The following is a 22,033-nucleotide window of genomic DNA, read 5'->3' as shown; positions in this document are numbered from 1 at the left end:
GGTCCGGATCTCGCTTCATTTCAAAATTCTTATTCGGTTTCTGACCTCATCGGCTTGATTCTCGAACTCCTCGTCCGCCAGTACCGGTGTCTTGGCCGCCGTGTTTACGTCCCACAAAGTCAACCACGACTTGCAGCCGCCGTAGCCCTCGAGCATCGGGATAACTTGAGGCGTATCCAGCTTATACACTCGCAGAATCAAGACGTGAAGCGGCTTCGTTCTCTTCCATTTCAACCGCTCTTCCGCATAATCCTCCGTCCAAATATGCAATTCGTCTAGTCGCTGCAACGTTTCCGCGTCGGTTACTTCAATATCTTCCACGACTTCCGCGAACGAAGTAATCCGAACCTTTCCACCGTCCTGCTCGGCTTCGGTTTGCGTCAAGCTTACGATCCCGCTCGCTTCCGGTTTAACCAAATGCGGCCGTTGATGCTCGTACGATGGAAAAAGATAAAATTCCGGACTTTCAAGCCTGAATTCCTTCGTTTCCTCGGATATGCCGCCTTTACGCAGGACGATCACTTGACGGCCTTCCTCAAGCGCCTTGACGGCTACCGCCCACTCCCTCAACGCAATCGGGTTCTCCATCTCATGCATCGCTCCTCTCCCACTGCCCTATTCCTTCATTATAGCACAGTTAGGACCGGGGGAGGTCAATGCGCAAGTCCATATCCGGAATAGGAACGAGCCCGATAACGTTCGAGGTAACGAGATTTAGCTTTGAATCGGGAGATAACGCGGGAAACGCCATCGTACGCTCTCGGTCCGAATTCGAAGGTTGTTCCTCGATGGGATAGATAAGCTCGCCTTGTTCATTCTCAAGATTGAGATGCAGTCGCTGAACCTGCGGGTTGGATCCCTCCGTGCGGTAATGGACAATCGTCTCGTTCTTATCGAATTCAATGCCGGTAACCAACAATCTACCCGCTTGACCTTGGGATAAAATAATCGGATTTTGCTCTGTAGGAAGCTCATCAAGCGGTTCTCGATTATACGAATCCTTAGAATCCTTCGATTCCGAGAACGCGTTTGGCTGACTAAAATAACTAGTATCGTAAAAATGCGGTTTTACGATTAAATATTTGACCTCGTCGCTTATAGCGGGGAAGTCAAGCTTCACGATGCCAGAGGAATTGCTGGTACCGCTGCTGTAGCTACTCATGCGATTACCATATATCCAAGGGTTATAGACAATTCCCCGATCGTCGACGAGTTCGAATCCGACCGCGTCGGCTTTCTTCATGAAGCCGAACGAATAATCTAAGCTCACTACGGTCGAGAGCGGAGAGAATGTGACCTCGTTCAGTTTGACCGACATATGATCTTTGGACTTGCCCAAGTCCGGAGTTAATACTTCTATATCGTTCGCTTCCTCGACCGGAACCGCGAACGACCATTTCCCGACTTTATCGCCAATTCTGGTGACTTCTAACGTAAGTTCGAAAGCGGGAGGGCGATAATTATATAATATTGCGCTTATATTCCCTTCAAGCTGTAGGTCGTCGTGCGCAACGTTGACTTCATTGTTGACAGTCCCGTTAACGATTCCGCCGCTCTGCTCGCTCTGCACATATCCGATCCTTACTCCGTCGACTTTTAATTCGATATCCATATCGTTTGTTTGCATGCCTTCGGACGTAACCAGCGAGTATCCGATAGACATTCTTAACCCGTCATAGATGACCTCATTAAGAGTCATCGCGATGCCATTATCGGTAACCTTCTGGCTTGCGAGTCCGAAATCAGCCGCCATCGCCTGGCCCCAGTTGCTTGCCTCCTGAAGCTTCGGACCCACTAAGGGAATTCGTTCGAGCTCCGTAGCCGCTTTCGGAGAATACACTGCCGTGCCAAGTAGGATGATGCCTCCAGCAACGGCAACGGACGCTCCGCCGTAAACCCATCTTCTGAACGTCGATGAACGGTTCCGGGCGTTCTTGCTTTTCGGCAGAGAATGCAACGTTTGTTCGATTCTACCGCTTATCGCCAACGGTACCACAGAGGTTTGTCCCATTTTCATCGTTCTCAAAGCCTGATCGATTTCAGCGTGCTTCATATCCGATCGCCCTCTCTTCGGTAAAAGTTAACCACGATGCCAACTGTTGTCTAGCCCGGTGCAATCTTGACTTTAACGTGCCTTCCGACACGTTAGTGAGTTCGGCGATCTGCGAGAGAGGCAAATCCGCGAAATAGTAAAGCTGCACGATCGTTCGTAGGGACTTGTCCAACCGATTTACCGCCGCCTGCAAATCAAGATCAGCCTCCGCTTGCTTAACCGCACTATCCGGCATTAGGTTCATTGGCCAAACTCTTTTGTTTTTACGGTATAAGATTTGGCATTCATTGATCAGTATTCTGAATAACCAGGTGCGGAAAACCGATGCCTCCCTTAACTTCGTAACGCCGCGATAAGCTTTCAGGATCGCCTCCTGAATCGCGTCGGCGCAATCTTCATCGTTGTTCAGCATTGAACGGGCCATACCGTAAAGCTCATTTTGCATTTCTCGTATCAATCTTGCGAAAGCTTCCCGATCCCCGGAACAAGCAAGATGCACGTCCGTTATCCAAGCCAGTCCATTCTCAGGCAAATCCGCTTCCTCCATTCCTTATGTCTCTAAAGGTTAGATGCGACAGCAAGCTTGTCGGTTCATTTTATTTTCAATATATCGGTTCATTCTATTACAATAGCGATGTTAAACAATGTAATTTCGATGCATGATCAAAATATAAGCTGGAAAAGGATGGTTATTATCGCTATTGTTCTAAATTTATTGTTCCCCTTCCGAATATTCGATCAATAGCGATGTTCTTCATCCTACTTTAATTCCAAAATGGCTCTTTCGATCCAATAACGATGATTAGCATCCTACTTTACTTTACTTGATTCAATCCTTTGTGCCTCACTAGCTAAAAAGCAGGTTAACCTACTAGTTGTCTATTCCGAACTACGGCGCTCCGTTGACGCACGAACAAAGACTGTTCCGTAGCTCAAATATCGAGCCGTGGAACAGCCTTTGCACGGTGCTCCCCCATTGATTAAACCAAGAATATAGCCACGATCGTCGTAACGGCTAAGCCGATCAGTACCGGCTTCAAGTTTCGCCGGGCGAGCTCGAACGGGCTCACGCCGCATATAGCGGCCGCCGGGATAAGCGCCCAAGGAATGAGCGTTCCGCCGCCGACCCAGATCGCGGCTACTTGCCCAAGCGCGGTCAACGTGGCCGCTCCCGTTCCGATGGCCGTCGAGAACATGCTCGCGATCGAACCGACCAGTGAAATACCCGAGAACCCGGAGCCGTCCAATCCTGTAATCGCGCCCGTAGCCGTCAGAGTGACCGATGCCACAGTACCGTTCATAGGCACGTGATTGGCGAGCGCGACGCCGAGATCGTTAACGATCCCATGCGAGCCTTGCAATAGATGATCTCCGAACAAATCCTTGAAGGCCGAGTCCCCCAGGTAGAAGAATGCCGCGATCGGAATAACCGGACCGAATACGCGGAACCCGAATTGAAAGCCCTCGATGAGATAAGACGTCGTCTCTTCAAGCCCCTTGTTCCTGTGAGCCAACATCGTCACCGAGATAAGAATGAGAACCGCGGTTCCTCCGATAAGAGCCGTCGCGTCTCCGCCTTGAAGATCCAAGGCGAACATCGCGACCACGTCGATCGCGAACAATATAGGGATAATGATCGCCAGAGCCCTCTTCGTTCCATGAGGCAAAGCGATCGTAGCTCCCGATCCTCCGGCGCTCAAGGTTCCGGTCCCGCCTACCAAGCCGTCCCTCCATTTTCCGTTCTTCATATCCCTTCGCATCATCCAGAAAGCGACGATAGTCGTTACCAATCCCATTACGATGACGAGAGGAATGCTAGCCTCCATGACCCGAGACACCGGCAGCCCTGCCGCGTCCGCCGTAAGCTTAGGGGCGCCTTGGATAATATAATCCCCCGATAGCGCTATTCCGTGCCCGAACAAGTTCATTGCCATAGCAGCGCCAAGCGCCGGCAAGCCCACTCGCATGGCTACCGGTAGCAGTACGGCTCCGATCAAGGCGACACCCGGCGACGGCCAGAAAAACAGCGAGGTGACCATCATGATAATACCGATTCCCCAGAAGGCTAGCGCGGGCGTTCGCAGAAATCCCGTTAACGGTTTGACCATAGTTTCGTTAACGCCCGTAATGATAAGCACCCGACTCATCGCAACGATGATCGAGATAATGAAGATCGTTCCTATCAATTCCTTAGTCGCGTAAATAAAGCTATTGAATATACCCGATACCGATCCGTTTAAGCTCTCGGTAGCGATCAGCCCAAGCGTGAAAATACCGGCAACGCAAATCAAGGTCGTATCCCGGCGCCTCACTAGCAACGCCAAAATAAACGCGATAAAAGCCACATACACCCAGTGCAACGAAGTTAATTGAATGTCCACCAGAGTTCACTCTCCAGTCGCTCCTATTAAGTGCTTCATTGTATGTGCGGGAGCGGATGGACGTTCGAAAAATAATAGAAACCGCCGAAGGACTTCTCTGCTTATGGTTACGCATGCTTAACCTTGATTCTTACTCATACCTCTTTCTCTTTAAACCCTAGTTAAAGTACATTATACTTACATCTAGATCGTTTCTTTGAAATACACGACTGCACCTATCGGAAAACCCTGTGGAGGCGAACCTTTTTGAGCACTTATCATCCATTAACAGAGTCCGAAGCGATTCAAGTCGCCCGTTCTCTTACGAACATTTTCGAATCCGAAGGCGAGTTGGTAAGCCGAGAAATCGGCGACGGCAATTTAAATCTCGTATTCCACGTCAGTCAGCCCTCTACGGGTCTTAGTCTGATCGTCAAACAAGCGTTGCCTTACGCCAAAGTAGTCGGGGAATCTTGGCCCCTTACCCTAGATCGGGCACGTATCGAGAGCGAAGCGTTAATCATCGAAGAACGTTTTGCTCCAGGACTCGTACCTAAGGTTTATCATACGGACAACGAGCTAGCCCTCACGATTATGGAAGACCTGAGCAACCATGTCATTATGCGCCAGGGCTTAATCGAAGGGGGATTCTATCCGAAATTCGCGGAAGATATTTCGGACTTCTTGGCTCGCACGTTGTTCTTCACCTCGGATTTAGGCATGAATCAGCAAGAAAAGAAGCTGCTCGTGCGGTCGTTCGCTAACCCTGAGCTATGCAAGATCACGGAGGATCTCATCTTCGATCACCCCTACGTCGATGCGGATACGAACAGCTTCGACGCTCATCTGAGGGAGGACGCCAACAAACTGTGGGCTGATTCCGAGTTGCATCTCGAAGTAGCGATCTTGAGGGAGAAGTTCCTGACGCATGCCCAAGCGTTGCTGCACGGAGATCTTCATACGGGAAGCATATTCATAACTCCGGAATCTACCAAGATCATCGATCCGGAATTCGCTTATTTCGGTCCTATGGGCTTCGATATCGGAGCGGTATTGGCTAACTTGCTGCTTCATTACGCTTCGCAGGAGCACTGGTCGCCGAACGCGACGGCTCGCGACGAACGTAGGAAATACTTGATTCAAAGCGTACGCGAGATTTGGGTATTATTCGAGAGCAAATTCCGCGCGTTATGGGACGAGCATGGCATAGATCGCATAGCAAAGACTGCCGGATATCAGGATTATTACTTGCGGAATTTATTACAGGATACGATCGGGTTCACAGGCGCCAAAATGGTTCGGCGGATCGTTGGTCTCGCCCATGTCGCGGATATCGATCGCATTCCCGAACCTGCCGTTCGCGCGAAAGCGCAAAGACTTTCCTTGGAAATCGGCACCAAGCTGATTAAACGTAATCGCCAGTCGACGTCCATCGAACAACTGATCGACATTGCCGATTCCGCATCCAAAGTATAATTCCAATCACCATGAGGAGTAGAATCGAGAGGAGAAGTATAATGAGCAAAGAAAGCCAAGGCAAATCCGAGGTGCTGCAATCGTTGCGCTGGGAGAACGGCGCTTTATCCCTATTGGATCAACGGTTACTCCCCGAGGAAATCGTCTACTTAAAATTAACGACATCGCAGGACGTATGGGAAGCCATTCGCGAGTTGAAGGTCAGAGGCGCTCCGGCTATCGGTATAGCTGCCGCTTACGGCGTCGTGTTAGGAGTTGCCGACTTCGACGGAACGATGGATCAGTGGGTAAGCGAAGTAAACCGCCATGCCGACTATCTTGCTACCTCCCGGCCGACCGCGGTCAATTTGTTCTGGGCGCTAGATCGGATTAAAGTCAGAGCGGATGCTTTGGCTTCCTCGGGGATGAAGACGGAAGAAGCCGTCCAAGCTCTGCTGGCCGAAGCACAGCTCATACAAGCCGAAGACGAAGCGACTAATCGCCGAATCGGAGAGCACGCGCTCACCTTGTTCGAAGATGGGATGGGAGTCCTGACCCACTGCAACGCCGGCGGGCTCGCGACAGCCAAATACGGAACCGCGCTCGCTCCCTTCTACTTGGCGCTGGAACAAGGCATTCACCTTAAAGTATTCGCGGATGAAACGCGGCCGGTTCTGCAAGGCGCCCGTCTTACCGCGTTCGAGCTCCAGCAGGCTGGCGTCGACGTCACGTTAATATGCGATAATATGGCTGGACACGTTATGTCCAAAGGCTGGATTCAAGCCGTAATCGTAGGAACCGATCGCGTCGCGGCGAATGGCGACGTCGCCAACAAAATCGGGACCTATAGCGTGGCCGTCTTGGCCAAGGCGCATAACATCCCATTCTATGTAGCTTGTCCCTTATCCACCATCGATCTGTCGACGCCAACGGGCGCCGACATTCCGATCGAGGAACGTCATTCCGATGAAATTACGGTCGGGTTCGGCAAACGTACCGCCCCGCAAGGCATAGCGGTGTATAATCCGGCTTTCGACATTACTCCTAACGAGCTCGTTACAGCGATCATTACTGAAAAAGGTATCATCAAAGCGCCGTATTTCGAAAGTTTGCGGCAATTATTCGACTGATCCGATTAATCTGGGGAAGCTTTCAAGAAGCGGATTTCGCCAACAAGCGAATCGCTTCTTGGCCGCTCATTCCAACGACGATTCCCATCGCCTGAGCAGCATCCGTTACGGATTCTAATGGCGCATCGAGCAATTGTTGAATCGTCTTGACGCCAACGGCGCGGCCCGCGACGATTTCGCGGTCTTTAAGCCTGTCGTTGAGCAATTGAACGTCTAAAGCACCGCACATAATGTAACCATTGCCCGCCGTAATCGCCAAGAGGGTTGTTTTGGGTAATAACACTTCGACGCCTATCGCAGTCCAATCCTCGATTTGAAGCGGAATAACCCTAACCAAGCATACCACCTCCCTGCCTTTCTTTCGGCATAGGTTCATGCGTTATAGAATATGCGACGTAAGACTCATTTTTCAGGGCTTATTGCCCTTAAGCACTACATTGGGCATATAAACCATGATATATTGGGTGATAAGACATAGTTTTATTGAACTAGCATTACAATGGAGGCCTCGCAATGAACCGATCAAACCAATCACCTGATGGCTCCTACCTATTTAACGTGGAAATTACCGTTTCCTCCTCCAGTAAGGGTGCTGCGCTGGTACAACTGCAACAAGCGTTGAACCATGAGAAGATTACCGATTACCGAATCGAATCCGTCACCGAACCCGAAGAATCGGTCCTCAAAGCACCGGTCTCTCCGTCTTCCAAGAAAGCCGTTCCTAAGGCTCCGCCTCAGCCTAATCCATTGGAGCTTCGCATCCGTCAATATATCGAGAGCAACAAGCTCATTCGTTTGAATATCAATAAAGGTCGCGGAGTGAAGATGAGCATTCCTTGCAGAGTGATTAATTTCGACGCTTCGGACAATCTGCTGACGGTATATCATGTAGACGAGAAGCAAGTATACTCCGTCGGACTAAACGAGATCGACGATTTCGTAGATTAAATCATCCTCAACTTATAATGGCGCAAAAGACCGCATGGAGCATTATGCTCCATGCGGTCTTTTGCGCTCCTGCAGCCGGTTAGAACCTCTCGAACCAGTCCCTAAGAATCGCCGCTCGCTCTGATATAAGAATGTACGGGCAATGCCGGGCGGTTAAGCTTTTCCCGAAGCAACGCTAGCACTCCGTCGCTTGGAAGGGGAGGACTCCCGAAATATCCTTGCATTTCGTCACACCGATGCGAGCGCAGAAAATGCACTTGATCTTCCGTCTCCACTCCTTCGGCAATAACCTGAAGCTGAAGATTGTGCGCCATAGCGATAATGGCTGCTACGATTGCCGCATCGTTCGGATCCTGCTGGATGTCCCTGACGAAGGATCGATCGATCTTAAGTCGCGCGATCGGCAGGTTTTTCAGATAATGAAACGAACTGTACCCCGTTCCGAAGTCATCGATGCTGATATTGACTCCCAAATCCGTCAGCTCTTTCAAGCATTGAGAAGCCCTATCTACGTCCATGGTCATGCTTTCCGTGATTTCTAGCTCGAGGTAACGCGGATCGAGACCCGTTTGTTCGAGGATATCCGATACCTTGCCGGTCAAGTTACGCTGAGAGAACTGTCTCATGGACAGATTTACCGATACCGGAATAAACGGCATTCCTTGGTTTTGCCACTCTTTGTTCTGCCTGCAAGCCTCCTCGATGACCCAATCGCCAAGCGGCACGATAATACCGCTCTCCTCTGCCGCCGGAATAAAATCTCCTGGAGGAACGAGCCCCCGCTCAGGATGAAACCAACGGATCAAGGCTTCCATTCCGACGATCTGACCTGAAGCGAGATCGTATTGAGGCTGATAAAAAAGCGCGAACTCTTGATTAAGCAAAGCTCTTCGCATTTCGTGCTGAATGGTCAATTTATGCAACGCGACGTGATCCATGTCGCCGGAATGCAACAAATAATCGTTCTTACCGTTCTCTTTCACCCGATGCAAAGCCGTATCCGCCCGCTTTAGCAACGTCGCGGCATCATCCGTGCTTTGCTCGCAAACCGCGACGCCGATGCTGACCGTAATATGAATGGGAATTCCGCTTAGCTCGAACGGTTCTTCCAATACGGCCAGCATCGCGTCCAACCTTGTTTTCACGTCTTCTTCGTCCTTAAGAAAATCCAAGCATGCAGCGAATTCATCGCCCTCCATACGGGCTAAGTCTCCCGGCTCGGACACGCCGCGGCTAAGCCTCTCCGCGATCTGCAACAGCAGCATGTCGCCGAAATCCCGGCCGAACGAAGCATTGATCAGCTTGAAATGATCCACATCCAAATAACATACAGCAAGACGTGTTCCGTTCACGTTGCCCGCCTTTATTTTCTCCTCCAACCGATTCGTGAAGAACCGCCGATTAGGCAATCCGGTCATATCGTCGTAATAGGCCATATACCGAATTCGTTCTAGCGAACGCTTCCGGTCGCTTATATCCTGTATGAACACCAAAATACCGATGGTCTTCTTTCTTCTGACCAGCGGCGAAGTGTGAATATTCAAATCTATCGTGTGTCCTTGCTTATGTACGATTTTAATTTCCTGGGAGCACTTTTCCCCCGTTACGGTCCTCTGGAAGATTTGCCGGGTTAGCTCTCCGAATTCATCTCCTACCATGGTCGCAAACGATTTGCCCGTCATCTCTTCCTTGGTGTATCCAACCAAATCGGACGGATCGCGATTGATATCGATGAATCTGCCTTGCCTATCGATGACGGCAAACGCGATCGGGCTATTATTGTATAACGAATCGAGCAATTCCAATTGGTAAGAAGGGCCGGAGGACGGAGCGCGGTGATTCCTGCGTGAAATAATCCACCCCAATGAAGCAGCACTTACGGTCAAAACTGCGCCGGCGGCCACAGCTGCCAGCCAAAGTCCTTGATCGGACCATCCGTTCACTAGGCTACGTCCTTCCTCCGCTTCGGGATATAGTACCAGGTGAATTACATATTTCTTCCATTATAGAACATTCTCCATGATTGTATAGCTTTTTCCAATTTTTTCTCATGAAAATAACGGAAGATAAAGGAATTTGCCGATCCGATGTCTAATATGTCGGAGAACCTTCCCGATTATTTGGCTGGACGAGCCGCTAGCGCCATGCAGATCCAACCTGCGATAAAAGCGACTCCGCCAATCGGGGTTATCGCGCCAAGAAGCTTCACGTCGCTCAGCGCCAAGGCATAGAGGCTTCCCGAGAACAATACAATACCGATTAGGAGCAATCTCGCTGCCCATACCGCTAGCTTCTGAGAAGGCAACCGATCCATGAGCAAGGCGATCAACAAGATGCCTATGGAATGGAACATGTGATATTGAACGGCTGTTTCGTAGACGTCCAGCGCATCCGCGGTTAAGCTGTCCTCTAACATATGCGCTCCGAAAGCTCCGAACACCACGGACAACATAGCGGCAAAAGCGCCAATTTTTGTATACTTATTCATGCGGGGGTACTTCCTCCTTGGATATTAGAATCATATTGGGATCAAGCTCTAACTATCATAACGTTAACGAGGTGGAAAGTCATGAACGAGCAGCCTGAAAATAATGAACATTTTGAGAATCAAAAGTCTTTCAGTCCGATTCTTCAGCCGGATAACGGCCCGTTAAGGCACAGCGGTCTCGGAATCGCCTCCTTCGTTCTGGCCATCGTCAGCATCTTTGCGTTCGTCGGCGTAACGATCGGCGTGATCGTCTTGATTTCCAACGAGATCGACTTTTCGACTCTCGTCGATTCCAACAACGAATTGACGATGTCCGAAGAAGAGCTCGTCGAAAAGCTGAAGCCGCTTCTAGGCTATCTAATCGCGTACCCGCTTATTCTTATCGTTAACGTCATAGGCCTGATCTTCGGCATTGTTGGTCTTGTTCGCGTCGGTTATAAGAAGGTATTTTCGGTCATCGGTACCGTAATGAACGGTTTGGCCATCTTCGCGGTTATTATGCTGATGCTGATCGCTTTCTTGCAAAACGGAATCGCCTGAAAATAAAGAACAATTTCGAGATTATTAAGAAAAAATTCAAAGGTATAAAGATAAGAACCGTCGGAGAACTCCGACGGTTCTTTGCGCTAAGACTTCCGTTCTCCCTCCGCTTCGCGCATCGCACGCTGTTGGAAAGCCGGAATGGACAATAGGCAGACGATCGTAACTCCGATAATAAGCGCGAATCCCGACCCTCCCATATCCTTCAGAGGCAACGTGAGCGCAAGCAACACGCATCGGGTAAAGACAAGCGTACATTCCCTCCATACGAGGAAGGAAGCTTGCTGGGATGGTTCCGCATGTTGTATGAATCTGAACTGCTGCGCGTTCCACACGGTCGTAAAATAAAACATGCCGATGGATGTCAGTACGTTGGATAGGATCAACGCGATCGGCTCTTTGAACAGCACGATCAGAAAGCCTACCGCCATAAGGGACATGCCGATCCAAAGCCATCTCATTTCATTGATTTTAATTTTCCGGTACATCCACAAGCCAAGTAACGAGCAGCAGGTGTACAGCATGTTCAACAGCGCGATAAGCAGCTTGTCTTGGGTGACGGAGAAAGTGAACAGCAGAGTAAATAAATTCTGGAACTGCATGAACACGCCCGCCGCGAGCAGGGAGAGGATGATCCACTTCGAGCCGGGACGGCCGAAGGCGGAACGGAAGCGATATCGGACGGCGACCGCCGGCTTGCCTGACCGTAGGGGCTCCGCCAAAGTGATCTTGGGCATGACGAAGGAAAACGCGAGCATCAGGGCTACGAAAACCAGCATCATGACGAAGGAGCCGGCATATCCGAATCCGTCGATGACCTTCGCGGAAACGAACGGCACGACCATGGACAATATTTGCGAGATGACCATGAACGCGGCGAAATAAGGAGCGAACTCGCTTCCCTTGCCTCTTAGGGCGATGCTAAGATTTTGCGCGGCTCCCGCGGAACCGAACATAGCTCCGACCGGTATTCCTAGCAGAATAATCCACAGCATCCGGTTATCGATCTGCACCGATACCAAATACGTAAAAGCAGCGGCTCCGCAAATCGCGGAAACCGCTAATGGTAATCGAATCGTAAACCGGTTCAGCAGCTTGGCCGCCGCGACGAAGGCAATTCCCCAAGTGATGAACATCGACATATTGTACAGCGACACCTCGGCGATGGATTGCCCATCTTCCCAAATATACAGGTTTACGAATATTCCGATGTAAATCGTGATAATCGAGCTGATCGCGTTCATGACCAGCAGCTTGCGCATTTCTTTGGACACTTATTGCACCTTCCGCCTGATGACTTTCTTATTTAACCGCGCCCGCGGTGATCCCGCTGGCGATTTGCCGTTGAAAGAAGATGTACATAAGAAGAACGGGAACGATGGTAATAAACAAAGCCGCGAATAACGGTCCCCACTCCGTTCGGTACTGCATTTCCGCCTGCATGACCCCGATTTCCACCGGCAGCGTGTACTGACTAGGATCGTTGATCAGGATCGTACCGACGATGTATTCGTTCCAGATGTTAAGAACGTTAACGATGGCAATCGTGATCAGTCCGGGTTGGGATAACGGCAGCATGACCCGGAAGAACGTCCCGTAATAAGAAGCTCCGTCCACGATTGCCGCTTCTTCCAGCTCCTTCGGCAACGATTTGAAGAAACCGACTAGCACGAATATACCGAACGCTAGAACGCTGGAAGCATAGACAACGATTAGCCCTAGCTTCGTATTGATCAAATTCATAGAGTTCATTAGGAAAAACAACGGAATTAGCGCCAATACGAACGGTATCATCATAGATGAGATATAGAGCAAGTATAAAGAATTGCTCCCTCTGAACTTATAGCGGGCTAATACGTAAGCCGTAGTGGCGGACAGCAGCAATCCTAATCCGGTCGAGCCCGCCGTGACGATTATAGAATTTAAGAAGTACGTGCTGAAATTATATTTACTCCATACGTAGGAGAAGTTAGACCACAACAACGGGAATTCCGGCAATGACCAAGGCGTATTTCGGAAAAACTGCTCGTTGTCTTTCAATGCGTCTAGCAATGTCCACAGTAGCGGATAGAGTACGGAGATTCCCCAAATGAATAGAATAGCATAAAAAAACAATTTAACAACCGGATTTCTGATTCCCGTTTTCATCGAATAGCCCCCTCTAGCTCATCTCGACGGTTTCTTGACGCATTAACCGTTGAAGAATGACAGTCGTAATTAGCGACAGGACCAAGATGATAAACCCTATCGAAGCACCGTAACCGAAATGATATTGACGGAACGCCATTTGATACAAATACGAGCCCATAACCTGCGTGCTGTTATCCGGTCCGCCTTCGGTCATGATCCAGACGATAACGAACGAACCGTTCAGCGTGGTCATCATGATGTTCAGAACCGATACTTTGATCTGTTCCCAGACCAGCGGAATCGTAATATCGCGGAATTGCCTCCATTGACTGGCGCCCTCCAAGCTCGCGGCTTCGTAATACGAATCGGGAACGCTCTGGATCGCCGCGATCAGAAGAATCATATAGAATCCGATTCCCGCCCATATCGCCGGCGGCAGCAACATCCATATCGTATGGCTCGTGAAGCCGAGCCAAGTGATCGTCACCTGCTCTTTGGTGAATAACGACAGAAACGCGTTCAAGAAGCCGATTTGCGGATTATATATAAAATTCCACAACACGCCGATAACGACGACGGAAATAACATTCGGAATGAAGAAGATCGACCGGAAGAACCCGGCCATCTTAAAGCCGAAACGCGTGAGAGCTACCGCGAAGAAAGTGGCGATGACCATAATGCCGATGACTTTTCCCGCCACGAGAAAATAATCGTTGCCGATCGCTCTCCAGATAATCGGGTCGTGATATAGTTCCTTGAAGTTATCCAATCCGATGAACGTTTTCTGATTCGACATTCCGGACCAATCGAAGAAGGAATAATAGAGTCCTTGCATAACGGGGTATATGGTAAACACGCCAAAGAATAAAAGAGTAGGGATGATGAATGATGCGATAAATACGTTCCGCTGCCACTTTGCGGTCCCTGAGTTCATATTGCCCTACCGCCCTCCGAGTAAATTGGCAGAGGATGATCGAGGCAATAGCCCCGATCACCCTCCGCTTTAATCTTGATAGCTCTTCTTACTTGCTAACTTTTTTCACGACGTCGGTTACGCGTTTGACCCATTCTTCAGGAGTGATCTTGCTGATTGTGAGAGCGTCTGTCGCATCCATCATCGCCTTATCCACATCCGCGTTGTAGGTGATCGTCGGGATAACGATGGTGTTAGGGTCGGTCAAATACTTCGCCGCGTCCTTAACGAAGTTAGGCGCGTTGGAGCTGCTGATATCGCCTTTGATGTTCGAAGGCGCGCCGCTTAGCTCTGCCCACTGGGAAGCTTGCGCTTTGGAGAAAATGAATTGCAGGAACGCTTTGGCAGCATCTTTGTTTTTGCCGTTCTTCGCGATCGCTACGGTCGAAGTGGACGTGTTAGCCACGACTTTACCGCCGGCGTCTTGAGTGACGGAAGGGATAAATCCGAAGTCGAAGCCTTCCGGAATATCTTTGGCCATTTCGTTAGGCAACCACAGACCGTTCGGAATAAAGGCGTCCTTGTTTTGCAGGAACAGCATTTGCGAGTCCGTGTGGTTGATCTGGATCGATGCTTTGTCGATAAAGCCTTTGTCGCGCAAAGCTACGATTTTGTTCAACGCCGCCAGTACGGCAGGGCTTTCGTAAGCTTCAACCTTATTTGCGGCCATATCTTGGAGAATAGTGAAGTCGTTGTTGTTCGCGGATACGATCGCAGGGTACAGAATCGATCCATTGATATAATACGGATATTTACCGGTGTGGATAAACGGCGTCGTTCCCGCCGCTTTGATTTTGTCGCTTACGTCAAGGAAAGATTGGAAGTCGGTCGGTTCCGTCCAGCCCTTTTCCTTGAAGAGGGCTTTGTTCCAGAACACGCCCCATGAATTGAGCACGAGCGGAATGTTATATACCTTGCCATCGAATTGTTGGGCAGGTTGCGCCAAGATGTCGGTGATCAAATCGCCGTCGACGTTCTTGGCATCCTTCAACCATTCCGTCAAGTCTTCAAGCTGGCCATCCTCTACCATTTGACGGTCGTTCAGGCCTGCTCCATCGATATATACGAAATCGGGCGGATTTCCTCCGATCCAACGGGGTTTCATTTGATCGTTGATTTTAGGGCCGCCGGATTCTTTGACGTTCAAGTCGGGGTTAGCGGCTTGGAAGTCCGCGATTACTTTTTTCCACCATTTGTCGCCGTAACCGCCGACGAAATATTGAATTTCGAAATCGCCGGTCAATTTCACCGTGGTGTCCGGAGACGCCGACTCGGATGCCGGTGCGCTAGCCGACGGCGAAGCCGCAGGAGCAGATGCGGAAGGAGAATTGGATGCTTCGTTGCCGTTCGAACCGCATCCTGCCAGCGTAACTGCCGCCAGAATCGCGGAGATACCAAGCGCTGCAAACTTTTTCTTCATAATCATAAAGCAAACCCTCCCACGAATGATGAATTTACGCTTTGTATAGGAGCTCTGAAAGAACTCTAGCGCTTGATTTCATCATAAGGCGGGAGGGCTGAAGTCTCTATCGAATATCTTCCACGAATTCTTTGTTATCTTCCGTTAGTGCCGAGTATCGAGAGAATAGTCATGCTTTTACCGTTTGCTCTTGGACTCGGCGAAGTGCTGAAGCTGGTCTAGCGCGGCTCGCGGCGTAAGATGCTCGTAAAGAACGGCGTCTCCCATCTTGCGCGCGTAATCTAAGACCGCCTGCCATGCAGGCTCTTGAACCGGATAGAACTTAGCCCTTCGGAGCGCCTCCAGATGCGCCTTCATGACCTCGTCTTGGCCGGATAATGCGGTGCCGACCGTCGTGGTGACGGGAAGAAAACCTTCTCGCTTGATCATCTCTTCGTAAGCCGAATCCTCGTATAGAAAGTCCAGGAATTTGGACAACGCCTCTTTGTTCGTGTGATCCGTCTTGAAGGAAACGAGCAAATCATGTACCCCGAAAGAAATCGGCGGCGTACCGTCCTTCACCGGGATGGGACCCACTCCCCACTTCAAGCCCGGAAATTCCTTCGGAACGACCGAGGTAAAGTAATTGCCGGAGATCATCATGCCCAGCTCTCCGTAACCTAATATCCGCTGCTTCTCGTCCCGCGTCGTGACCGTCGGATCGGGATCCGTGAGCCCGCTGTCGAACATCTCCTTAAGGAAGGTCAATCCCTCGACGTTGGCGGGAGAGTTGATCGCCCATTTGCCGTCCTTGATCCACGTTCCGCCGGCGCCATAGAAGAAGTACGACAAATACGCCTGCGTCTCGTTATCCGTCAGATCCACGCCGAAGCCGTCGGCAATGCCCGTGGCTTTGATCTTGCGGGCGGCTTCCTTAAGCTCGGACCAAGTCGTGGGAGGTGCCGCGATGCCGGCTTTGGCAAACAATTCATCGTTAAAGTAAAGATTGCGCATCGAAGCCACGTAAGGAATCGCGTATTGAATGCCGTTCATCCTATCCATTTCCATTAAATTCGGATAAAGCTTATTCGCGAGCTCGGGAGAGACGATATCGCTCAAGTCGTTAAGCAGGCCATCTTGGGCAAAATGGGCGTAAACGTTGGTGTTCAGCAAGTCCGGCGGTTGGTTCTTGCTAATCATCGTCGTGTAGATGCCGTCGAGAATGTCCCAGTTCGCCACTTGCAGCTCGATGTCGATCAATGGATTCTTAAGTTCGAATTCCTTCACGAGCTTCTCCAGTAACGGTTTCGTCTCCGTGCTGTACTCGGATGCGACGAAGCGAATGAGCGCTGGCTCCTCTTGCACCGGCGCTATAGGCTCCGAACCCGAATTCGCGCACGAAGCGATAATCAATGGCACGAACGTTGCAATGAGCATGCAAGCTATGCGTCGAGCTTGACGGGGAATGGTTCGCATCGGTCGATTACTCCCTCCAACCTACCTGTTATTGATGAACGGAAACAGAAGCTTCTGATTCTCCGGCGAATACATGTTTTCCTTCGTGATCAAATTGGATTCGATATACGTTATCGATTCGGCATCGCCGCCATGGATAAGCTTAAGCGCCGTTTTTACGCCCAAATACCCCATGTTGAACGGCTTTTGAACGATAGCCGCTTTCACGACTCCCGCTTCAAGCAGTTGTATTTCGTCGACGGAGCTGTCGAAGCCGATCAAGTTGATAACGCCTGATTTATTCCGCTCTTTCAGCGCTTTGGCAGCGCCCAGCGTAGCCGATTCATTCAGAGCGATCAGCGTATTAAAAGGATTGTCCTCCGCCAACAGTCGCTTGGCAACCTCGTAAGCTTGCTCTTCGGAGTTATCCGCGTAATACATTCCGATCAGGCTATCTTTATAGGGCAGCATCGCCTGCTTAAGTCCCGTTAATCTCTCGGCGGAGATCCTCGAGTCGGCGCTATCGCCGATAATCGCTACGGTAGGCCTTCCTTTTGCTTCATCGATCGCCGTCTGTCCGGCAAGCCTCCCCGCTTCCTCGTGATCGTTCGAGACGACGACGGGAGCCGGATTCATGTCCACGGGAGTATCGATCACGATCAATTCGATCCCGGAGGAACGGATTTTATCGAGCATCGCGGGCATCCGATCGTCCATGATCGGAGCGACGACGATCGCGTCCGGCTTCCTATCGATCGCATCCTCCAAGATCAGAATTTGATCGTCAGCGTCCCCTTCCTGCAGCGGTCCTTGCACGACGAGCTCCAGCCCCATCTCTTTGGCGGCGGCTTCCGCTCCATTGCTCACGGCTTGCCAGAAATCCAAGCGGACGTTCATCGACTTCAGAACGACCGTTACGTTGTTCCCCTTATGCGGCGATCCGATAAGCTTGAAATAAACGATGGAATATACCCCGACGACAAGGACGAGTATGATGAATCCTATGGCATATTTCGGCTTGCGCATGTCGTACTCCCTTTATTCGAGTTTGGGAATCGTAATCGTGACGCACGTTCCTTCTTCGATCTCGCTGCGAATTTGAATTCCGTATTCATGTCCGAAGTACAGCTTGATTCGCTCGTTGACGTTATTGATTCCGATGCCTTGATTCCGGTTGTCTTCCTCGTTCCGTTGAAGAATGCGTCCCAATTGCTCGGGCGTCATTCCATGACCGTTATCTTCGACCTCGAAAACGATGTGGTCATCCGTTTGCCTGCCGCGGATCGTCACTAATCCGTTTTCTATTCCGTACATGTTCCGAATTCCGTGATAGATCGCGTTCTCGATGAACGGCTGCAGCAATATTTTCAGCGTCTTGTAAGGAAGAATGGCTTCGTCTATATCGATAACGTAATCCAATTCATCATGATAACGCATCTTCTGAATGAGCAAATAGTTGGTTATGTGTTCGATTTCCACGCGGATAGGCACCAATTCCTGGTCCTTCGTAATGCTTGCGCGGAACAGCTTGGCCAGGGCGGAGGTCATGAGCACGACCTCTTCGTGCTGCTTCTGCTCTGCCATCCATACGATCGAATCCAACGTGTTATATAGAAAATGAGGATTGATCTGCGATTGAAGCAACAGAAGCTCGCTCTTGCGCTTGTTTTCCTGGTTATGGATCATTTCCTCCATCAGGAACTTGGTTCTGCTAACCATCAGATTAAAGGAACGTCCTAGTTGCCCGATTTCGTTCATTTGCCCGATCTCCGTCTGAATGTCGAAGTTGCCTTTCTCCACCTGCTTCATATCGGACTGCAGATCCTTGATCGGCTTCGATAACCGATGGGAAAGCCAGACGGATATGAGCAACGAAATCGCTAATCCGCATAACGAGTAGAGCAGAATGGAATTGCGCAATTCGTCTTGGCTGGCGATCAGATCGTCCGAATACGCGACTCCGGCGATTTTCCAACCGAAATTCGTGTCCTGCACGGAATAGATCCTTTTGCCGTCTCCGTCGTTGACGTTAAACGAGCTGCCGCTCGGCGCTTGAATAACTTCCGATATTCTTTCCGTTCCCAGCTTGCTATCGATGAGCTGCTGCTGCGGATGATAGACGATGTTCCCGTTCTGGTCGACGATGAAAAGATAACCCTTCTTGCCCAGATTGATATTGTTGCATATGTCGTTAATGATGCTCAGGTTCAGGTCGACCAGGAAGATGCCCTCCGCCGTAATCCCGTCCGTGCTCTTCAACTCGCGACTCAGGGAAACGACCCATTTATATTCGTTCTGGATAATATTTTGCACGTGCGGCGCTGAAATGACCGATTTCCCGGAGGCGCTCTTCGCCAACTGGTACCAAGCTTGCTCTTGAAGTCTCGCGTTCGGATTCAAATTCGTGATTCGCCTATCGGAGACGAAGCGGCCGTTATATCCGAATACCATGATCGAAGAGATATCCTGGCGGGTGTATAGGATCGCTTGGAACAAATCGGAGATTCGTTTCTCGTATGTTCGGCGATCCTCGGCGCTGATGAAGGCGTTATCCGAGATGTAGTACTTCACGTCTTTGTTCGTGAGAGCAAGCAAAGAGATATTTTCCATATTGTCGACGTACGATTGAATGTTCGTGTTGACCTGCTTGATGATTTCCTCGATGTATCCTTGCGAATTCCGCTCGACGGCCGCCACGGATACTTGATAGCTTACAAGACTGGTCACCACGATCGCGGCAAGTATCAACAAGGAGAACGCCATCGATATATTCGATTGGATGCTCTTGAGCGGAAACAAGGGAATGCGGATCGAACGTTCTTTGGGCATTTTATGCTCCGCTCTCCTTTACCTGCTTCTCCCGATAGTCCTTTGGCGTCGTCCCCGTATGCTTCTTGAATAGGATGCTAAAATAATTCGGATCTTTGTAACCCACTTGCTCGGCGATTTCATAAAATTTCAAAGTCGTATTGTGAAGAAGCTCTTTGGCTTTGGTAATCCGCACTGCGGTCAAATATTCGATGAACGTCTCTCCCGTATGCTGCTTGAACACGAGGCTGAAGTAGCTTGTACTCATTAGAACGTGACGGCACAGGTCCTGCAACGACATCTTGTCGTTGGAATAATTCGTCTCGATGTACTCGACCGCGCGATGAATCTGCATGTTCGTCAGGTGACTCCGGTTATCGGCGATCGTTGACATGACCGAGCGCACGACGTCTTTAAGCCAACCTTCGATTTCGTCCAGCGTCTTGAAGCCGTACACGTCCATAAGCCTCATCTGCCGGTTAAAAGAAACCTCTTGGTCGTGAACGACGAGCTCTTGAATCGAATTCATCAAGGAAAGGACCACCTTCTGCATTTGCAGAAAGCAGGCTTCGATAGGAGCCATCGACGATTTCAATTCGGATATGCCGTTCTCGATCAGTTGGAACGCCTCCTGGATCGAGCCCGTCTTCACGGCGGAAGCCAGCTTACGGTCCCAATCGAGATTGGGCGGCAGCGGCGACGTCGGCTTGCCTTCCATGTCGATAATGCTGAGAACCCGATTCTTGCCTAGCAGGAATCGGTAATCCAGCACGGACAGAGCTCCTTTGTAAGAATCGGGAAGAAGCTCGATATGGGCGCATGCTCTGCCGATTCCGATCGTTACCGTAAATTTCAAATATTTCTCGATGTGGTAGCGGACCTTCTCGGCAAGGGAAAACGCCTGCTCGATGAGCAAGCTTTCGTTTTCTTGTCCGGATAAAATGGCGACCATTCTTTCCTCGCGAGTCCGAAATAGGAGGGCGTTATCCGGTTCTAAAGTCTCTTTGAAAATATCGAATGCGGCAAAGCGCAGAAATTCGGCGTCATGCTCGTATGAAAATAGCTCCCGGTCGCCGAAATCGTCTATATCGACGACCATGACCAAATGGAGCGGACCGGCCTGCGACATGCCGAAATAGGCGAACCGCTCCGCGATCTCCGCCTTGCCGAGGCCGACGGCGACGAGACGTTCGAGGAACCGCTCCTGTAGAAGCGGAAGGCTCTGCTTCAATTGGCTGTTCAGCCTGCCGAGATCCTCGCGATGCTTCGTATCTTCGTCCATTTCCGTCCTCACGCGGTCGAGCAACAGTCGGATTTCTTGCGCGGTAATCGGCTTCAAGATGAAATCGGATACCTTCAGGCGGATTGCCTGCTGCGCGTATTCGAATTCGTCGAATCCCGTTAATATAATCGTTTTGATGTACGGATATTGCGCGGCGATTAACCCGGCCAACTCGAGACCGTCCATGAAAGGCATGCTGATATCCGAGATGACCAGCTCCGGTCTATGCTGCTCGACGGCTTCCCAAGCTTCCCGGCCGTTCGCGTAATCTCCTATTAGTTCGAAGCCGTGAGCTCCCCAGTCGATCGTATTTTTCAACCCGATCCTCACGACCGCTTCATCGTCGACGATGATTACTTTGTACATCGTTTCCCCTCCAGCCCGTCACAAAGTATAAGCGCTATAATTCAAGTGAATTCATTATGCCTTATATTTCCCCTGCTTACAAAGTCTAATTATGTTTGCTAAAGCAAACTCGCTCGGCTTCGGAGTGGCTTCTTACCAGCCGTACCGCCGGCAAAGTGCAAGCTTTGCAGGGGGTGGGAGTTTCGGCGAGATAGCGGAATCGGCGAGATAGCGGAACCTCGTTCCGTTATTGCGGCCGGGAAGGAGGTGCTCCTTTTGAAGCTACGTATATTCGCTTACTCTAGCTTGCCTATCCTACGAACAAACCATTGACCACTTTTTACGCTTTCTCCGTTCTTATTCAAACTAGCTTTGCCCCTTATCTGAAAATAACCGTTCATGGCACGGGTATTTGGTTACTTGATGGCATCTTGGGCGGATTAGCCGTTTCTGGTGCGGGTATTTGGTTACTCGAGGGCATCTTGGGCGAAATAGCCATTTCTGGCGCGGGTATTTGGTTACTTGAGGGCATCTTCGGCGGGATAGCCGTGTCTCGCACGGGTATTTGGTTACTTGAGAGAACTTTCGCTGGAATAGCCGTGTCTCGGATGGGTATTGGTTACTTGAGGGCATCTTCGGCGGAATAGCCGTTTCTGGCGCGGGAGCA

Annotated in this window: 20 protein-coding genes; 5 read left to right on the top strand and 15 right to left on the bottom strand. The window is 50.4% G+C overall.

What is annotated here, in order from left to right; all coding sequences use genetic code 11:
- Positions 1-15 precede the first annotated feature (15 nt).
- The 4 genes from DFP95_RS08270 to DFP95_RS08255 form a co-directional block, all read right to left on the bottom strand.
- The gene (locus tag DFP95_RS08270; RefSeq protein ID WP_115992293.1) at positions 16-588 is read right to left on the bottom strand and encodes a DUF1802 family protein; all 573 of its coding nucleotides are present in this window, start codon (positions 586-588) and stop codon (positions 16-18) included.
- A 49-nt stretch (positions 589-637) separates the two neighbouring features.
- A complete protein-coding gene (locus tag DFP95_RS08265; protein WP_115992120.1) occupies positions 638-2,053 on the bottom strand; it encodes a DUF4179 domain-containing protein in 1,416 nt (471 codons plus the stop codon).
- Positions 2,040-2,585, bottom strand: a complete 546-nt coding sequence (locus DFP95_RS08260; protein ID WP_245987473.1) for a sigma-70 family RNA polymerase sigma factor — start codon at positions 2,583-2,585, stop codon at positions 2,040-2,042. The genes DFP95_RS08265 and DFP95_RS08260 overlap by 14 nt, the downstream gene beginning before the upstream one ends.
- Before the next feature lie 448 nt (positions 2,586-3,033).
- On the bottom strand, positions 3,034-4,434 hold the full coding sequence (locus DFP95_RS08255; protein ID WP_115992119.1) for a hypothetical protein: 1,401 nt from the start codon (positions 4,432-4,434) through the stop codon (positions 3,034-3,036).
- 246 nt (positions 4,435-4,680) lie between these two features.
- On the opposite strand from DFP95_RS08255, the gene mtnK reads away from it, so the two are divergent.
- Complete coding sequence (gene mtnK / locus DFP95_RS08250; RefSeq protein WP_115992118.1) at positions 4,681-5,889, top strand: S-methyl-5-thioribose kinase; 1,209 nt, start codon at positions 4,681-4,683, stop codon at positions 5,887-5,889.
- 41 nt (positions 5,890-5,930) lie between these two features.
- On the top strand, positions 5,931-6,998 hold the full coding sequence (mtnA, locus tag DFP95_RS08245) for an S-methyl-5-thioribose-1-phosphate isomerase (protein WP_115992117.1): 1,068 nt from the start codon (positions 5,931-5,933) through the stop codon (positions 6,996-6,998).
- A gap of 22 nt (positions 6,999-7,020) precedes the next feature.
- Here the strand turns inward: mtnA and DFP95_RS08240 are convergent, their stop codons facing one another.
- Positions 7,021-7,335, bottom strand: a complete 315-nt coding sequence (locus DFP95_RS08240; protein ID WP_115992116.1) for a YunC family protein — start codon at positions 7,333-7,335, stop codon at positions 7,021-7,023.
- A gap of 176 nt (positions 7,336-7,511) precedes the next feature.
- Between DFP95_RS08240 and DFP95_RS08235 the strand changes: the two genes are divergently transcribed.
- Entirely contained in the window at positions 7,512-7,946 is a 435-nt protein-coding gene (locus DFP95_RS08235; RefSeq protein WP_115992115.1) for a hypothetical protein, read from the top strand.
- 101 nt (positions 7,947-8,047) lie between these two features.
- Here the strand turns inward: DFP95_RS08235 and DFP95_RS08230 are convergent, their stop codons facing one another.
- Both DFP95_RS08230 and DFP95_RS08225 read right to left on the bottom strand, forming a co-directional pair.
- Complete coding sequence (locus tag DFP95_RS08230; protein ID WP_245987472.1) at positions 8,048-9,889, bottom strand: putative bifunctional diguanylate cyclase/phosphodiesterase; 1,842 nt, start codon at positions 9,887-9,889, stop codon at positions 8,048-8,050.
- 173 nt (positions 9,890-10,062) lie between these two features.
- Positions 10,063-10,434: a DUF423 domain-containing protein gene (locus DFP95_RS08225; protein WP_115992114.1), complete on the bottom strand. Its 372-nt coding sequence runs from the start codon at positions 10,432-10,434 to the stop codon at positions 10,063-10,065.
- A gap of 81 nt (positions 10,435-10,515) precedes the next feature.
- Here DFP95_RS08225 and DFP95_RS08220 point away from each other — a divergent pair, with 81 nt between their 5' ends.
- Complete coding sequence (locus DFP95_RS08220) at positions 10,516-10,974, top strand: hypothetical protein (RefSeq protein WP_115992113.1); 459 nt, start codon at positions 10,516-10,518, stop codon at positions 10,972-10,974.
- An 86-nt stretch (positions 10,975-11,060) separates the two neighbouring features.
- On the opposite strand, the gene DFP95_RS08215 is transcribed toward DFP95_RS08220, so the two are convergent.
- From DFP95_RS08215 to DFP95_RS08180, 8 genes are all read right to left on the bottom strand, one after another.
- Entirely contained in the window at positions 11,061-12,248 is a 1,188-nt protein-coding gene (locus tag DFP95_RS08215; RefSeq protein WP_115992112.1) for an MFS transporter, read from the bottom strand.
- Between the two features lie 28 nt (positions 12,249-12,276).
- The gene (locus tag DFP95_RS08210; RefSeq protein WP_115992111.1) at positions 12,277-13,122 is read right to left on the bottom strand and encodes a carbohydrate ABC transporter permease; all 846 of its coding nucleotides are present in this window, start codon (positions 13,120-13,122) and stop codon (positions 12,277-12,279) included.
- 13 nt (positions 13,123-13,135) lie between these two features.
- A complete protein-coding gene (locus DFP95_RS08205; protein ID WP_115992110.1) occupies positions 13,136-14,038 on the bottom strand; it encodes a carbohydrate ABC transporter permease in 903 nt (300 codons plus the stop codon).
- A gap of 88 nt (positions 14,039-14,126) precedes the next feature.
- A complete protein-coding gene (locus DFP95_RS08200) occupies positions 14,127-15,503 on the bottom strand; it encodes an ABC transporter substrate-binding protein (RefSeq protein ID WP_181907319.1) in 1,377 nt (458 codons plus the stop codon).
- 171 nt (positions 15,504-15,674) lie between these two features.
- Positions 15,675-16,952, bottom strand: a complete 1,278-nt coding sequence (locus tag DFP95_RS08195; protein ID WP_115992109.1) for an extracellular solute-binding protein — start codon at positions 16,950-16,952, stop codon at positions 15,675-15,677.
- Between the two features lie 21 nt (positions 16,953-16,973).
- Entirely contained in the window at positions 16,974-17,957 is a 984-nt protein-coding gene (locus DFP95_RS08190; protein ID WP_115992108.1) for a substrate-binding domain-containing protein, read from the bottom strand.
- A 12-nt stretch (positions 17,958-17,969) separates the two neighbouring features.
- Complete coding sequence (locus DFP95_RS08185) at positions 17,970-19,760, bottom strand: cache domain-containing sensor histidine kinase (protein ID WP_115992107.1); 1,791 nt, start codon at positions 19,758-19,760, stop codon at positions 17,970-17,972.
- Between the two features lies 1 nt (position 19,761).
- Positions 19,762-21,387 (bottom strand): response regulator, encoded by a 1,626-nt coding sequence (locus tag DFP95_RS08180; RefSeq protein ID WP_115992106.1) that lies wholly within the window; start codon positions 21,385-21,387, stop codon positions 19,762-19,764.
- Between the two features lie 308 nt (positions 21,388-21,695).
- On the opposite strand from DFP95_RS08180, the gene DFP95_RS08175 reads away from it, so the two are divergent.
- Positions 21,696-22,013 carry a hypothetical protein gene (locus tag DFP95_RS08175; protein WP_115992105.1) on the top strand — a complete coding sequence of 106 codons (318 nt, stop codon included), beginning with the start codon at positions 21,696-21,698 and terminating at the stop codon, positions 22,011-22,013.
- Positions 22,014-22,033: the final 20 nt, after the last annotated feature.

The organism is Cohnella lupini (assembly GCF_003386205.1).
Lineage (GTDB): Bacteria > Bacillota > Bacilli > Paenibacillales > Paenibacillaceae > Cohnella > Cohnella lupini.
This window is presented reverse-complemented; position numbering and strand designations above follow the sequence as displayed.